This is a genomic window from Rhizobium sp. ZPR4 (genome assembly GCF_040215725.1).
Lineage (GTDB): Bacteria > Pseudomonadota > Alphaproteobacteria > Rhizobiales > Rhizobiaceae > Rhizobium > Rhizobium rhizogenes_D.
In genome coordinates, this window is the sequence record NZ_CP157969.1 from 831,661 (window position 1) to 845,629 (window position 13,969).

Annotated in this window: 11 protein-coding genes; 7 read left to right on the top strand and 4 right to left on the bottom strand. The window is 60.3% G+C overall.

The features are described from left to right. Positions 1–39 precede the first annotated feature (39 nt). Positions 40–1,056 carry an ABC transporter substrate-binding protein gene (locus ABOK31_RS31555; RefSeq protein WP_174177343.1) on the bottom strand — a complete coding sequence of 339 codons (1,017 nt, stop codon included), beginning with the start codon at positions 1,054–1,056 and terminating at the stop codon, positions 40–42. A gap of 184 nt (positions 1,057–1,240) precedes the next feature. Here ABOK31_RS31555 and ABOK31_RS31560 point away from each other — a divergent pair, with 184 nt between their 5' ends. Beyond that, on the top strand, positions 1,241–2,209 hold the full coding sequence (locus ABOK31_RS31560) for a LysR substrate-binding domain-containing protein (RefSeq protein ID WP_349961575.1): 969 nt from the start codon (positions 1,241–1,243) through the stop codon (positions 2,207–2,209). Here ABOK31_RS31560 and ABOK31_RS31565 read toward each other — a convergent pair. The 3 genes from ABOK31_RS31565 to ABOK31_RS31575 all read right to left on the bottom strand — a co-directional run bounded on the left by ABOK31_RS31565 (position 2,197) and on the right by ABOK31_RS31575 (position 7,469). Further along, entirely contained in the window at positions 2,197–2,994 is a 798-nt protein-coding gene (locus ABOK31_RS31565; RefSeq protein ID WP_349962839.1) for a creatininase family protein, read from the bottom strand. The two genes, ABOK31_RS31560 and ABOK31_RS31565, sit on opposite strands and share 13 nt — an antisense overlap. Positions 2,995–3,163: 169 nt before the next feature. Then, positions 3,164–4,087 (bottom strand): response regulator, encoded by a 924-nt coding sequence (locus ABOK31_RS31570; protein ID WP_174177345.1) that lies wholly within the window; start codon positions 4,085–4,087, stop codon positions 3,164–3,166. Continuing rightward, on the bottom strand, positions 4,080–7,469 hold the full coding sequence (locus ABOK31_RS31575; RefSeq protein WP_349961578.1) for an ATP-binding protein: 3,390 nt from the start codon (positions 7,467–7,469) through the stop codon (positions 4,080–4,082). Before ABOK31_RS31575 ends, ABOK31_RS31570 begins: the two co-directional genes overlap by 8 nt. Positions 7,470–7,699: 230 nt before the next feature. On the opposite strand from ABOK31_RS31575, the gene urtA reads away from it, so the two are divergent. The 6 genes from urtA (at position 7,700) to ABOK31_RS31605 (ending at position 13,773) form a co-directional block, all read left to right on the top strand. Further along, a complete protein-coding gene (gene urtA, locus ABOK31_RS31580; RefSeq protein ID WP_174177349.1) occupies positions 7,700–8,989 on the top strand; it encodes an urea ABC transporter substrate-binding protein in 1,290 nt (429 codons plus the stop codon). Between the two features lie 121 nt (positions 8,990–9,110). After that, positions 9,111–10,679: an urea ABC transporter permease subunit UrtB gene (gene urtB / locus ABOK31_RS31585; RefSeq protein ID WP_349962841.1), complete on the top strand. Its 1,569-nt coding sequence runs from the start codon at positions 9,111–9,113 to the stop codon at positions 10,677–10,679. Beyond that, positions 10,676–11,836 (top strand): urea ABC transporter permease subunit UrtC, encoded by a 1,161-nt coding sequence (gene urtC, locus ABOK31_RS31590; RefSeq protein ID WP_349961581.1) that lies wholly within the window; start codon positions 10,676–10,678, stop codon positions 11,834–11,836. Before urtB ends, urtC begins: the two co-directional genes overlap by 4 nt. Positions 11,837–11,840: 4 nt before the next feature. Then, positions 11,841–12,596 (top strand): urea ABC transporter ATP-binding protein UrtD, encoded by a 756-nt coding sequence (gene urtD, locus ABOK31_RS31595; protein ID WP_174177356.1) that lies wholly within the window; start codon positions 11,841–11,843, stop codon positions 12,594–12,596. Between the two features lies 1 nt (position 12,597). Continuing rightward, the gene (gene urtE / locus ABOK31_RS31600; protein ID WP_349961584.1) at positions 12,598–13,293 is read left to right on the top strand and encodes an urea ABC transporter ATP-binding subunit UrtE; all 696 of its coding nucleotides are present in this window, start codon (positions 12,598–12,600) and stop codon (positions 13,291–13,293) included. 279 nt (positions 13,294–13,572) lie between these two features. After that, complete coding sequence (locus ABOK31_RS31605; protein ID WP_174177360.1) at positions 13,573–13,773, top strand: hypothetical protein; 201 nt, start codon at positions 13,573–13,575, stop codon at positions 13,771–13,773. The last annotated feature ends 196 nt before the right edge of the window (positions 13,774–13,969 follow it).

Genomic DNA, 13,969 nt, shown 5'->3' on the forward strand with positions numbered 1-13,969 from the left:
TAGCGGCGACCTTCCCCCTCAAGGGGGAGGTGCAGGGACTTACTTCTTCAGCGACATCCCGACGCCCTTGCAGACGAACTGCGTGTCGAAGGCCTTTTTGTAATCGATGTCGGCATCGAAAAGCTTGATCTGCACCATCTCGTCGAAGAACTTCTTGTAGTGCGCCTCGGTGATGCAGCCGATACCCTTGTCGAGGGCATCGCCGGATTCGATGATGCCATATTCCTTCATCTTGGCGATGGAATAAGCGATCTGGCCATCCGTCATATCGGGATTGTCCTTCTTGATCAGCTCGTTGGCCGCCTTGTTGTCGCCGTAGAGGTAGTTGTACCAGCCCTCGATCGAGGCGCTGACGAAGCGTTGCACGAGATCGGGGTTTTTGTCGACCAGTGCTTTCTGCGCGGTGATCATCGTCGAATAGGGCGAATAGCCGGCGTCGGCGATCAGGAAGACTTTCGGCTTCCAGCCGGCCTGCTTCTCGATCTCATAGGGCTCGGAGGTTACGTAGCCCTGCTGTGCGGACTGCTTGTCGGCGAGGAAGGGAGCCGGGCTGAAATTGTACGGCTTGAACTGTTCATCCTTGAAGCCCGGGAAGTTTGCCTTCATCCACTCGAAATAGGTGATGTAGCCATCCTTGCTGAGGAAGAGCGTCGGCAGCTTAGCGAGATCCTCGAATTTTTCCACGCCGGCATCCGGGTGGGCAATCAGCACCTGCGGATCTTTTTGGAAGATCGCCGCGACATCGACGATCGGAATACCCTGCTTGACCGCATCGATCTCCTGCTGCGGTCCGCCCATGTAGAAGTCCAGCTTGCCGGAGACGAGCAGTGCCTGGTTGGCAGCGTTGGGGCCGCCCTGGACGATGGTGACATCAAGGCCGTATTTTTTGTAAGTGCCGTCGGCGATGGCCTGGTAGAAGCCGCCGTGCTCGGCCTGCGCAAGCCAGTTGGTGCCATAGGTGACTTTGTCGAGCGCATTTGCGGGCTCGGCCGCCATGATCGCGGCGGCCAGCCCCATGGCGGCGAAGAATGTTTTTGTTTTCAGAGCTTTATACATGGCTGACTGTTCCCTTTATCTGCCATGGGACGTCGTTGTTGGCGCCCATTTCCTGCATTTGAGCGGTTGCCTTGCTCTTTGAAAAGCATCAAAATTCGTGCGCATTGATGCCTTTTCGGCATCTGTTCCCGGGTCTGTGCCTAAATTGTGCGGCCTGGGCAAAAATTAAGCAATGGGAACGCGCATGCTGCACTCAAGACGGCTTCTCTACATCAACGAAATCGCCCGTTGCGGCTCGATCCGCAAGGCGGCGGCGCGGCTGAACGTGGCCTCATCGGCGATCAATCGGCAGATCCTGGCACTGGAAGAGGAAATGGGCGCCCCGCTCTTCGAGCGCCTGCCGCGCGGCCTGCGGCTGACGGCGGCCGGGGAACTCTGCATCGAGCACATCCGCGAGGTATTGAAGAATTACGAGCGGCTTGAGGGTCGCATTCGCAGTCTCAAGATGCAGCAGGCCGGCAAGGTCAGGATGGTCGCGACGGTCGGCCTTACGGGCGGTCCCTTGCCTGAGATCATCGCGCGCTTTCTCTCCGAACATCCAAGGGTCTTCATCCAGCTGCGCAATGATGCCGGCTCGACGACGATTGCGCCGGTGGTCTCGGGCGAGGTCGATATCGGGCTTGGTCTTAACATCCCGGCGACACCCGGCATCCGCTCGCTGGGCAATTTCGACATACCGATCGGCGTCGTGCTGCCGCCCGGTCACCCGTTGATCGGGCCGGGGCCGATCAACCTTGCCGACGTCGTCGAGGAGCGGCTGCTATTGGCGCAGCCCGGCACAAGCCTTAGAGATGTCATCAACCTGACGCTCGCCCGTCTTGCCGTCCAGGTCGAGCCGGTTCTGGAGAGCAATGCGTCGGAGATGCTGAAGCAGATGGTCAAATGCGGGGCGGGGCTGACGCTGCTCAATCCGCTCGATGTCATTACCGAATGCCGGCGCGGCGAGCTGGTATTCCGGCCGATCGCCGAGCCGCATTCGCGGCCTCAGCCGATGAAGCTCTTCGCTCGCACCCGAGCACCGCTCGATGCCGCTACCAGCCTCTTCGTCGAATACCTGCTTGCGGAGTTGGCCGGGATAGTCGAGGAACTGCAGGCGAAGGGGCATATCATCCCGCCGTCCGAGCGCCGCCGCGCGGACGCCTATTTCGAATAGAGGTTGGCAAGCGGATAGTCGCGCAGATCGCGTAGCATCTCGATGAAGCCCGCGACCTCATGACGGCAGATAAGCGCGCCCTTTTCCGCCGTGCCGTTGGCCGCATTGCCGACGACGCCGTTCGGATTGAGGTCGTGCGCGATCCAGGCGAGCGAATGCGGCGGCAAAGGCTGCAGATATTTTGAATGCTCCTTCATCCACTCGGCCTTGGAGGCGAAATTCTGAGCCTTGTCCATCCGCACGAGCTCGGGCCGGAAATGGAGCATGAGCGAGGTTTCGACATCACCGCCATGGATGCCGAAGCGCTGTTCATGTTCGTCGATCATACCATCGGGCGTACCGAAGCGGGTCCATTGCGTGGCGACCACGGCCATCCGGTAGCGTACGCGCAGCTCGCGCGCGACGATGCCCATGATATCGAGGTTTCCGCCATGGGAGTTGACGATGACCATCTTGCGGATGCCGGCCTCGGCCACCTTGGCGCCGATGGCGGTCCAGACCGGGATCAGCAGCTCTGCGCCGAGCGACAGCGTGCCGGGACCGTAGATGTGCTCGTTGGCCTTGCCGATCTCCTGCAATGGCAGGACGAGGAAATCGAGATCGTCCGGGCGTTGGACCTTCAGCTCCGCCAGCATGCCCTCAGCGATCGCGACATCGGTTGCGATCGGCAGGTGCGGACCGTGCTGTTCCGTCGAGGCGATCGGCAGGATCGCAATCGTGGTATCGGGCGAGAGACCGGCGAAATCATAGGTGTTGAGTTCATTCCAGTAGAAGGGCTTCGCCATTGCCATGTCCTCTCGTCAGCGTCTCGTATCATCAACGGATACGGCAAGGATGATGGCGGTGGAAAGCATCAATTTGCGGCCGTGCCGCTGCCTTTTTGCGTACGCTTGAGGCGCAATCGCCAAACCGGCTTTTTGCCGCTCCGACGGTCATCGGGCTTCGGCTTCATCACTAGGGCCTATGCAGGACGTGGGCCGCCTTCACCGCCGCGGATGCCCGGTTCTCGACGCCGAGCTTCACATAGATCTGTTCCAGATGCTTGTTCACCGTGCGGGCCGAAAGCCCGAGGATCTCGCCGATGTCGCGGTTCGACTTGCCCTTGGCGAGCCACAGCAGCACCTCGGACTCGCGCTGCGTCAAGGCAAAGCTCTGACGCAAGGTTTCATCGTCGGCGTTCTGATTGCTGGCCGTCAGGCGGAAGAGGTATTCGTCGGCCCCGATCGCGCCAAGGAAAGTGAATTGCAGGGCGGCCTGGCGGCCATTGCTGATCGAAAGAAGATTGTCGCGTGCCGGTCCGAGCCGTTCGCGTTCGAGCATGAAGGCAGCAATATGTTTGGACGCGAGCTCAAGGCCGTCGTCGCTGCCCGTGGCGGCATTGATGAGGCGGGTTGCCTGCGGCGTCGACCAGTGGATGGCACCATTGCCCTTGACCGCCAAGAGATGACGCCCGGCGGCATCAAGCGCCACTCTGGCGCTCTGGGCGGAACGGGCATTGCGCAGGTGCACACGGATGCGGGCGCGCAGTTCGTCGACATTGATCGGCTTGGTCAGATAGTCGACGCCGCCAGACTCCAGAGCATGCACCACATGCTCGGTCTCGGTGAGCCCGGTCATGAAGACGACCGGGATCTGGGCAATGCCGGCATTGGCTTTCAGCCGGCGGCAGGTCTCGAAGCCATCCATTGCCGGCATGACGGCATCGAGCAGGATGAGATCGGGCGTGATGCGTTCGACGATGTTCAGCGCCGCCAGTCCCGAGGTGGCGATCAGCACGGAGAAGCCGGATTGCTCGAGCGCGTCTGTCAGGAAGCCGAGCGCCTCCGGTGAATCGTCCACCAGCAAGACTATGTCGCGGGGATGCGTGGGCTCAGCCAATCTGTTCTACCTTTTCAGTATCGAAGCTGTGCAGCACATTCAAGAAGCCGTCGAGATCGAAGGCCTGGACATGGGCGCCCAAGGCATCGGTGAAGGGTTTGTTTTCTTCAAGCTTTGCAAGATCCGCAAGCTTTGCCTCGATACCCCTGACATAACCGATCTCGCCAAGCCGCAGCAATTCGCGGACATGCTCGATACCGGGGCTTTTCAGGGGTGGCGGCGGCTTCGGCGCGGCCGGGATGGAGGCATCGGCATAGAGCCATTTCAGCCCGAGATGCAGTGCAAGCTTGTCGCGAAGCTGGCGGATGTCGACCGGTTTGGAGATGGCGTCATTATGGCTGTCGTCGCTGTCGGTCGCCGCGGCGGCATCGCCGATATTGGCCGACAGCATCAGGATCGGCGCGGCCTGGCCGTTCTCTCTGAGCCGGGAGACAAGCTGCCAGCCGTTCATGCCGGGCATGGAGATATCGACTAGGAACAGATCGGGCTTGATGCCCTCGATCAGCGTTAGGCAGTCCGGCCCGCCGGCGGCGGTGAGCACGATGAAATCGAGTGGCGACAGGATTTCGCGCATCAGTTCGCGATGATCTTCATTGTCATCGACGACGACGACGGTGCGCCGCGGCCCCTCGTAGCCGACGATACGCTGTTCCTGCGCCGGCGGCTTCATCGGCCGGATCACGGCAGATAGCATCAGGCGCACCTTGAAGGTCGAGCCGACATCCTTCTCGCTCGTAACCGAGATCTCGCCGCCCAGTGTGTTGGTCAGCAATTGCGTGATGGTCAGGCCGAGGCCGAGGCCGGGCATCGGCCTGACACTATCGGCCTCGCCGCGCTGGAAGGGCTCGTAGATGCGGGTGATATCCTTGGTCGCGATGCCGCGGCCGGTGTCCGAAACCGTGAAGGTCGCGACCTGGTTTCGGTAACCCACCTCGAAGCGGACGGTGCCCGCATCGGTAAACTTGATGGCGTTGGAGAGCAGGTTGACGAGGATCTGGCGCAGCCGCTTCTCGTCGGTGCGGACATAGTCGGGCAGGCCGGACGAGCGCTCATGGATGAAACTCAACCCTTTCGCCTGTGCCTGCGGGTGAAACATGTCGACGATCTGGTCGAGGAAGTCGTGAATATTGATCTCGTTGGAATAGACCTGCAGGCGGCCGGCCTCGATCTTCGATATATCCAGCAGCCCGTCGATCAGACCAGACAGATGCTCAGCGCTGCGCCGGATGACTTTGAGGGAGGATTGCCGGGGTGCCGGAATGGTCTCGTCGCGCTCGAGGATTTGCGCATAGCCGAGCACGGCGTTGAGCGGCGTGCGCAATTCGTGGCTGAGGCCCACGACATAGCGGCTCTTGGCGCGGTTTGCCGCTTCGGCCGCCTCCTTGGCGCCCTGCAGGGCAGCGTCCGTCTTCTTGTGGGCGGCGATTTCCTTCAACAGTAGCGTGTTCTGGCGCGAGGACTCCTCCTCGGCGACCACGCGGCTGTCATGGGCAAGAACATAGAACCAGCAGGCGACACCGGCGATCACGGCAAAGACGAAGAAGACAATCAGGATCGTTCGATCGACGACAGCTGCCGTTTGGGGAGAGGCCGCGCCGACCTGATGCGCGATCATTGCGAGGATCGCACCCATGGCGGTCAGCGCCACCGCAACGGCGATGCCATAGCGGCCGAGGCGCGTGGCGAGCTTGGCGACGATGCTTTCCGGCAGCAGGGTCTTTGCGACCGTTCCGACCTGCGTATTGAGCCGTGCCTTCGGCTTGCACATGTCATGGCAGCGGCTGTCGAGCGAACAGCAGAGCGAACAGATAGGAGCGGCATAGGCCGGACACCAGGCCATGTCCTCCGGCTCGAACGGATGTTCGCAGACCGAGCAGGTGATGGTGCTGAGGTTCTTCCAGCTCTGCCGCGGCTTGCGGGCGAGATAATATTTGCCCTTGGTGGTCCAGGCGATGGCCGGCGAGGCGATGAATGCCACGATCAGGGTGATGTAGGGCGCAAGCGATGCCGCGACCGTGCCGAAAGCGCCGAAATGAGCGATGAGGGCTGTGGTCGCCGATAGTGCCATGGCGCCGAGGCCGACCGGATTGATGTCGTAGAGATGGGCACGCTTGAATTCGATGCCTGATGGAGCCAGCCCCAGCGGCTTGTTGATGAAGAGGTCGGCGGAGACGGTGCAGAGCCAGGCCATGGCGATGATCGAGAAGATGCCGAGCGTTTCTTCCAGCAGCCGGTAGATGCCGAGTTCCATCAGAAGCAGGGCAATGGCGACATTGAAGACCAGCCAGATCACGCGGCCGGGATGGCTGTGCGTCAAACGCGAAAAGAAGTTCGACCAGGCGAGCGAGCCGGCGTAGGCGTTCATGACGTTGATCTTCAGCTGCGAGATCATCACGAAGGCGGCCATCAACAGCAGCGCGGCATTGTGCCAGGGGATCATGTAGCCGAAGGCGGTCAGGTACATCTGTGCGGGATCGGCGGCGCGGTCGGCCGGCACGCCCGAGGTCAGCGTCAGGACGACGAGGAAGGAGCCGGCAAGCAGCTTTGGGGCGCCGATGATGACCCATCCCGGTCCGGCAAGAAAAACGGCGAGGCGGTGGCGCCATTTGCGGTGGCCGTCCGGCGGCAGGAAGCGCAGGAAGTCGGCCTGTTCGCCGATCTGCGACATCAGTGCCAGGATGACGGCGGAGGCGGCGCCGAACTCGATCAGATCGAAGGGGGCGGCGGTGCCTGATGCGCTCGCGGGATGATGGATGCCCGCAAACGCCCGCCACAGATCGAATTTTCCCCAGTCGGCAAAAGCGATGAAGACGAAGGGCAGGATGTTGAGAACGATCCAGAACGGTTGCGTCAGCAACTGGAACCGGCTGATGAGACGTACACCATGGGTGACGAGCGGGATCACCATGACGGCGCTGATGATATAGCCGATCCACACCGGTATGCCGAGTGTCAGTTCCAGCGCTCCCGACATGATCGAGGCTTCGATCGCAAACAGCATGAAGGTGAAGCTGGCATAGATCAGCGAGGTGATGGTCGAACCGATATAGCCGAAGCTCGCGCCGCGCGTCAGGAGATCGATATCGACGCCGTGGCGAATGGCATAGCGGCTGATCGGCAAGCCGACCGAAAGCATGACGATGCTCGCCACGATGATGGCGTAGAAGGCGTTGGTCGTGCCGTAGGAAAGCGTGATCGCGCCGCCGATCGCCTCCAGCGCCAGGAAGGAAATGGCGCCGATCGCTGTTTGCGAGATGCGCTGCGAGGAAAATTGCCGCGCGCTCTTGGCGGTGAAACGCAGGGCGTAGTCTTCCAGCGTCTGGTTCGCGACCCAGCGATTATACTCCCGTCTTACTGGAATGATGCGTTGCCGCGCAGCCATGCTTACCCTTCAGCAGTCCCGCCATTGTCACTCCGGCAGTTCAAAGACGTCGTAACATGGATCGATACGGTGCTTAAGGGCATGAGGATGCCCAAAGCTGCACATTTCGCCCCGGCGCCTACGTCATTTTACGTATGTGGTTTCGCAAGAGGCGGCCGGATAGTCGCTGAAGGCAACGGTTAATCCTTGTTTACCGGCCGTTGCGGCAGACAAAAAGAGGGGAACCACGGATGAAATTCAAGACTCTCGTCTCCGGCGCGCTGCTCGGCGCCATCATGTCCACCACAGCATTCCACGGCGCTTTCGCAGCGGATGACACCATCAAGGTCGGCGTCCTGCATTCGCTTTCCGGTACGATGGCGATCTCGGAAACGACGCTGAAGGACGCCATGTTGATGCTCATCGACGAGCAGAACAAGAAGGGTGGCGTTCTTGGCAAGAAGCTCGAGCCCGTCGTCGTCGACCCGGCCTCGGACTGGCCGCTCTTTGCCGAAAAGGCGCGCGAACTGATCCAGAAGGACAAGGTTTCGGCTGTCTTCGGTTGCTGGACCTCGGTGTCGCGCAAGTCGGTGCTGCCGGTCTTCAAGGAACTGAACTCGATCCTGTTCTATCCGGTTCAGTTCGAGGGCGAGGAGTCCGAGCGTAACGTCTTCTACACTGGCGCCGCCCCGAATCAGCAGGCAATTCCTGCCGTCGACTACCTGATGAAGAACGAAGGTGTGCAGCGTTGGGTGCTGGAAGGCACCGACTATGTCTATCCGCGCACGACCAACAAGATCCTCGAAGCCTACCTGAAGTCCAAGGGTGTCAAGGACGAGGACATCATCATCAACTACACGCCGTTCGGCTTTTCCGACTGGCAGACGGAAGTCTCCAAGATCAAGGCTTTCGGCTCGGCCGGCAAGAAGACCGCCGTCGTCTCCACGATCAACGGCGATGCCAACGTTCCCTTCTACAAGGAACTGGGCAACCAGGGCGTCAAGGCCGAGGATATTCCGGTCGTCGCCTTCTCGGTCGGCGAAGAGGAGCTTGCCGGCGTCGACACCAAGCCTCTGGTCGGACACCTCGCAGCCTGGAACTACTTCCAGTCGGTCGACACGCCGGCCAACGCCGCCTTCATCAAGGAATGGCACGCCTATACGAAGGACGACAAGCGCGTCACCAACGACCCGATGGAAGCCGCCTATATCGGCTTCAACATGTGGGTGAAGGCCGTCGAGAAGGCCGGCACTACCGATCCGGACAAGGTCATCGACGCACTCGTCGGTGTTTCCGTTCCCAACCTCACCGGCGGCACCGCCACCATGATGCCGAACCACTACATCACCAAGCCGGTCCTGATCGGTGAAGTGCAGGAAAACGGCCAGTTCGACGTCGTCTCGCAGACCCCTGCGGTGGTCGGCAAGGAATGGTCCGACTACCTGCCCGACAGCAAGGACCTGATCTCGGATTGGCGCATGCCGATGAACTGCGGCAACTTCAACGTCACCACCGGCAAGTGCGGCGGCAAGGGCTCCTGATATCAGCCGACGTAAGACCGCCGCGGGCAGGCTTTTCTGCCCGCGGCAGTTCGAGGGGACAACAATGTTCGACAAATTCGTTTACCGCATGGCCATGGCGCTGGTCGCCGGCTTCTGCCTGATGCTGGCGCTAACGGTTACAAGCCTGCGCGCCCAGGAGGACGCGCACGGCCTGATCAATTCGCTCGGCCAGGCCAATTTCCAGAAGGCTGGCGATATCGTCCAAAGTCTTGCGAAGACGGGCGATCCGAAAGTGGTGCCGGCATTGCAGGCCTTTTCCGACGGTGATCTTTATATAAGAAAATCGGACAATCAGGTTTTTATCGCCAAATCCTCCGGCGACATGATGGATCTGGTGGATCCCTTGACCGGGCAGGCGGCCGGCCAGGAAGCCAAGGACAATCTCGGCAAGATCAAGATCAACAACAATTTGCGCCGTGCGGTTCGCGCGGCTCTCGGCGGTCTGACGCTGATGAGCCCGGATCGTGCGACGCGGCTTGAGGCGGCGCAATCCATTCTGAAGGCGCCGAGCGCGGATTCGCTGGATGCCGTCGAGACCGCGCTTCAGAGTGAAAAGGATGCGGAAATTCGCGGCGTGCTCGAAAGAGCAAGGGCCGTTGCGATCCTTGGCTCCGACCGACCCGCAGAAGACAAGAAGGCGGCGATCGAGACGATCAAGAACGAAGGCGGGCGCGATGCGATCGGCATTCTATCTTCGGTTTCCGTGGATGACAGCCTCAAGCCTGAGGTCGCAGCTGCCATTGCCGGCATCCAGGAGCAATTGAAGTTCTGGGATGCTGTGCAGAATGTCTGGTACGGCCTGTCGCTCGGCTCGGTGCTGCTTTTGGCCGCCATCGGCCTTGCGATCACCTTCGGTGTCATGGGCATCATCAACATGGCGCATGGCGAGATGGTGATGCTCGGCGCCTATTCCACCTTCATGGTACAGAGTGTCATACGCAGCTCTTATCCGGAGCTTTTCGATTGGTCGCTGGCCATTGCCCTTCCGGTCGCCTTCATCGTCACCGGAGCTGTCGGCCTTATCATCGAGCGCGGCGTCATCCGTTTTCTCTACGGTCGGCCGCTGGAGACGCTGCTTGCCACCTGGGGCATTTCGCTGATCCTGCAGCAGGCGGTGCGCTCGATCTTCGGACCGACCAATCAGGAGGTCGGCAACCCCTCCTGGATGTCCGGCTCCTTCGATCTTGGCTATCTCTCCATCACCTGGAACCGGCTCTGGATCATCGTCTTTGCGCTCGGCGTGTTCGTCGCGCTCCTACTCCTTCTCAAGCGCTCGGCTTTCGGCCTGCAGATGCGGGCGGTGACGCAGAACCGGCGCATGGCCTCCTCGATGGGGATCCGCACATCCTGGGTCGATGCCTTCACCTTCGCGCTCGGGTCAGGTATCGCCGGCATGGCGGGTGTCGCGCTCTCGCAGATCGACAACGTCTCGCCGAATCTCGGCCAGAGCTACATCATCGATAGCTTCATGGTCGTGGTGTTCGGCGGTGTCGGCAATCTCTGGGGGACGCTCGTCGGCGCCTTCTCGCTCGGCATTCTCAACAAGTTCCTCGAGCCCTATGCGGGGGCAGTGCTCGGCAAGATCCTTGTCCTCGTCCTCATCATCCTCTTCATCCAGAAACGTCCGCGCGGCCTCTTCGCGCTCAAGGGAAGGGCGGTGGAAGCATGATCACGGCCTTTATCCTCCGCTCGCTCGACCGCCGCATCAGCATCGCCATTTCGATCCTGCTTGCCGTCGCGGTGCTCGTGCCCCTGTCGAACTTGGCTCTGCCGGAAACGAGCGCGTTGCATGTGCCCACCTATCTCATGTCGTTGTTCGGCAAGTATCTGACCTATGCGCTGCTCGCTTTGGCGCTCGATCTCGTCTGGGGCTATTGCGGCATTCTTTCGCTCGGCCACGGCGCCTTCTTCGCGCTCGGCGGCTATGCGATGGGCATGTATCTGATGCGGCAGATCGGCTCGCGCGGCACCTACGGCAATCCGATCCTGCCCGACTTCATGGTGTTCCTGAACTGGAAGGATTTGCCCTGGTTCTGGTACGGCTTCGATCAATTCTGGTTCGCGATGCTCATGGTCCTCGTCGCGCCAGGCCTACTTGCCTTCGTCTTCGGCTGGTTTGCCTTCCGTTCCCGCGTCAATGGCGTCTATCTGTCGATCATCACGCAGGCGATGACCTATGCGCTGCTGCTTGCCTTCTTCCGCAACGACATGGGTTTCGGAGGCAATAACGGCCTGACCGACTTCAAGGATATTCTCGGCTTCAATATCCAGGCGGATGGCACCCGCGCCGTGCTTTTCGCCGTGACGGCGGTGTTTCTCGCCCTCGCCCTGATGCTGTCCTCGGCCATCGTGCGGTCGAAGTTCGGCAAGGTGCTGGTGGGCGTGCGCGATGCCGAAAGCCGTACGCGTTTCCTCGGCTATCGCGTCGAGCATATGAAGCTCTTCGTTTTCGTCGTCTCGGCCATGATGGCAGGCATTGCCGGCGCACTCTATGTGCCGCAGATCGGCATCATCAACCCCGGCGAATTCGCGCCTGCCAATTCGATCGAAGTGGTCATCTGGACGGCCGTCGGAGGGAGAGCGACGCTGATCGGACCGATCATCGGCGCCATCCTCGTCAATGGCGGCAAGACTGTTTTCACCGGCCTGTTTCCCGATTTCTGGCTGTTCGCGCTTGGCGGCTTGTTCGTCGCCGTAACGCTATTCCTGCCGAGGGGCATCGTTGGCACCATCGCGCACTATCTCGGCAAGAAACGCCGGCCGGCAAGCCCGCCGCCGAAGGCTGCGAAGGATGACGCCCAGCAATCCGTACAGGCTGCGGAGTAGGACCATGATTCCGGACATCAAACCCAACAGCATGCTCTATCTCAACAATGTCTCCGTTTCCTTCGATGGCTTCAAGGCTTTGAACTCGCTGTCGATCGTCATCGAGCCGGGCGAGCTTCGCGCCATCATCGGCCCGAACGGCGCCGGCAAGACCACGATGATGGATATCATCACCGGCAAGACGCGGCCTGACGAGGGCGAGGTGTTCTTCAATGGCCAGATCGACCTGACGAAAAAGGACGAGGCCGATATCGCCCAGCTGGGCATCGGCCGCAAATTCCAGAAACCGACCGTGTTCGAAAGCCATACGGTCTGGGACAATCTCGAACTGGCGCTCAATCGCAATCGCGGTGTCTTTGCGACGCTCTTCTACCGCCTGACGCCTGCCGATCGTGATCGCATCAAGGAAATCCTCGAGACTGTGCGCCTGTCGCATCGGCGGGACGAGCTGGCGGCCAATCTTTCCCATGGCCAGAAGCAGTGGCTGGAGATCGGCATGTTGCTCGCTCAGGAACCGAAGCTGCTTTTGGTCGACGAGCCGGTGGCGGGCATGACGGATGCGGAGACGGCCGAAACGGCGGTGCTGCTGAAAGAGATCGCCAAGACACGCTCGGTGGTGGTGGTCGAGCATGACATGGGCTTCATCCGCGATCTTGGCGTCAAGGTCACGTGCCTGGCGGAGGGGTCGGTTCTGGCGGAAGGATCGATCGATTTCGTCAGCAGCGATCCGAAGGTGATCGAGAATTATCTGGGGCGGTGAGATGCTGACAGTCGAAAACGCAAATCTGCATTATGGCGCCGCCCAGGCGCTGCGCGGCATCTCCGTCAAGGCGGAGATGGGCAAGATCACCTGCGTCCTCGGGCGCAATGGTGTCGGCAAGAGCTCGCTCTTGCGTGCTGTCACGGGACAGCATGCGCTATCGGCGGGTACCGTGACCTTCAATGGTGTCACGCTGAACGGCATGGCGCCGTTTGCGCGCGCCAAGCAGGGGATCGGCTATGTGCCGCAGGGACGCGAGATCTTTCCGCTCCTGACCGTGAAGGAAAATCTCGAGACGGGTTATGCGCCGCTTTCCCGCCGTGACCGCAGTATTCCCGACGACATCTACAGCCTGTTCCCGGTGCTGAAATCCATGCTGTCGCGCCGTGGCGGCGACCTTTCGGGCGGCCAGCAGCAGCAACTGGCGATCGGCCGGGCGATGGTGACACGGCCGAAGATCCTGGTTTTGGACGAGCCGACCGAGGGCATCCAGCCGTCGATCATCAAGGATATCGGCCGGGCGATCCGCTATCTCAGGGATTCCACCGGCATGGCGATCCTGCTGGTTGAGCAATATCTCGATTTCTGCCGCGAGCTTGCTGACTACGTCTATATTATGGATCGCGGCGAGATCGTGCATGAGGGGGTGGCGGAGACGCTGGATACGCCGGAGGCCCGCCGCCATCTGACCGTCTGAGCAGGGATATTGCTCACGGCCAGTGTTCTGTATTGCCGACGGCTGCCGCTGCAGTTTCGGGGCGCATGTGGGCGGTTCCCCGCGGCTCTATCTCTCAGGCGACTTTGCTGAGGATCGTATGGACTATTTCGTACGATGATATCTGCTTCCATGGAAGCGACCCTCACGCATTTGTGACAGTTTCCCGAATTCCTGGGATATCTTTGCGACAAATCGCGACTAAAGTGCTGGCAGTCGTTCTATCTCTTGAAGGCGCCCAGACTTTTGAAAGAGAATCCCATGCAGCAACGTAAAAGCGTATCGGTCGAAGAACTCCCGGAAAATACAGCGCTTGCTATATATGAGCTAATCGGCGGTACGTTCCGCAACTATTCCGAGATCCTTTATATTCGCGTACCGGATGTGACGGATGACGGCAAGTCCATGGGTGGAATCGAAATTACCATTCGCAAGACAGCTTCTGCCACACCACTGCAATGAGTGCGGCTGAACGCATATAACAAACCTCTTTTCTCAGGTGAAATCCGGGCGTGTGCCAACGGTAGTGCAATGGTCATGCACAACTGGTTTCCAGCCGCATTGAAAGTATGCATCGACAGATGAATGGTGTGATCATTAACCCATGATCGCGCATGCATAAATGTCGATGCTTATGCGGTGATGCACATGAATAAGA

Bases quoted from the DNA above. Each gene is read 5' to 3' on its own strand.
- ABOK31_RS31565 (WP_349962839.1), bottom strand. From the start codon at position 2,994: ATGGCGAAGCCCTTCTACTGGAATGAACTCAACACCTATGATTTCGCC.
- urtE (WP_349961584.1), top strand. From the start codon at position 12,598: ATGCTGACAGTCGAAAACGCAAATCTGCATTATGGCGCCGCCCAGGCG.
- ABOK31_RS31555 (WP_174177343.1), bottom strand. From the start codon at position 1,056: ATGTATAAAGCTCTGAAAACAAAAACATTCTTCGCCGCCATGGGGCTG.
- ABOK31_RS31605 (WP_174177360.1), top strand. From the start codon at position 13,573: ATGCAGCAACGTAAAAGCGTATCGGTCGAAGAACTCCCGGAAAATACA.
- urtB (WP_349962841.1), top strand. From the start codon at position 9,111: ATGCTGGCGCTAACGGTTACAAGCCTGCGCGCCCAGGAGGACGCGCAC.
- urtD (WP_174177356.1), top strand. From the start codon at position 11,841: ATGATTCCGGACATCAAACCCAACAGCATGCTCTATCTCAACAATGTC.
- urtA (WP_174177349.1), top strand. From the start codon at position 7,700: ATGAAATTCAAGACTCTCGTCTCCGGCGCGCTGCTCGGCGCCATCATG.
- ABOK31_RS31560 (WP_349961575.1), top strand. From the start codon at position 1,241: ATGCTGCACTCAAGACGGCTTCTCTACATCAACGAAATCGCCCGTTGC.
- ABOK31_RS31575 (WP_349961578.1), bottom strand. From the start codon at position 7,469: ATGGCTGCGCGGCAACGCATCATTCCAGTAAGACGGGAGTATAATCGC.
- urtC (WP_349961581.1), top strand. From the start codon at position 10,676: ATGATCACGGCCTTTATCCTCCGCTCGCTCGACCGCCGCATCAGCATC.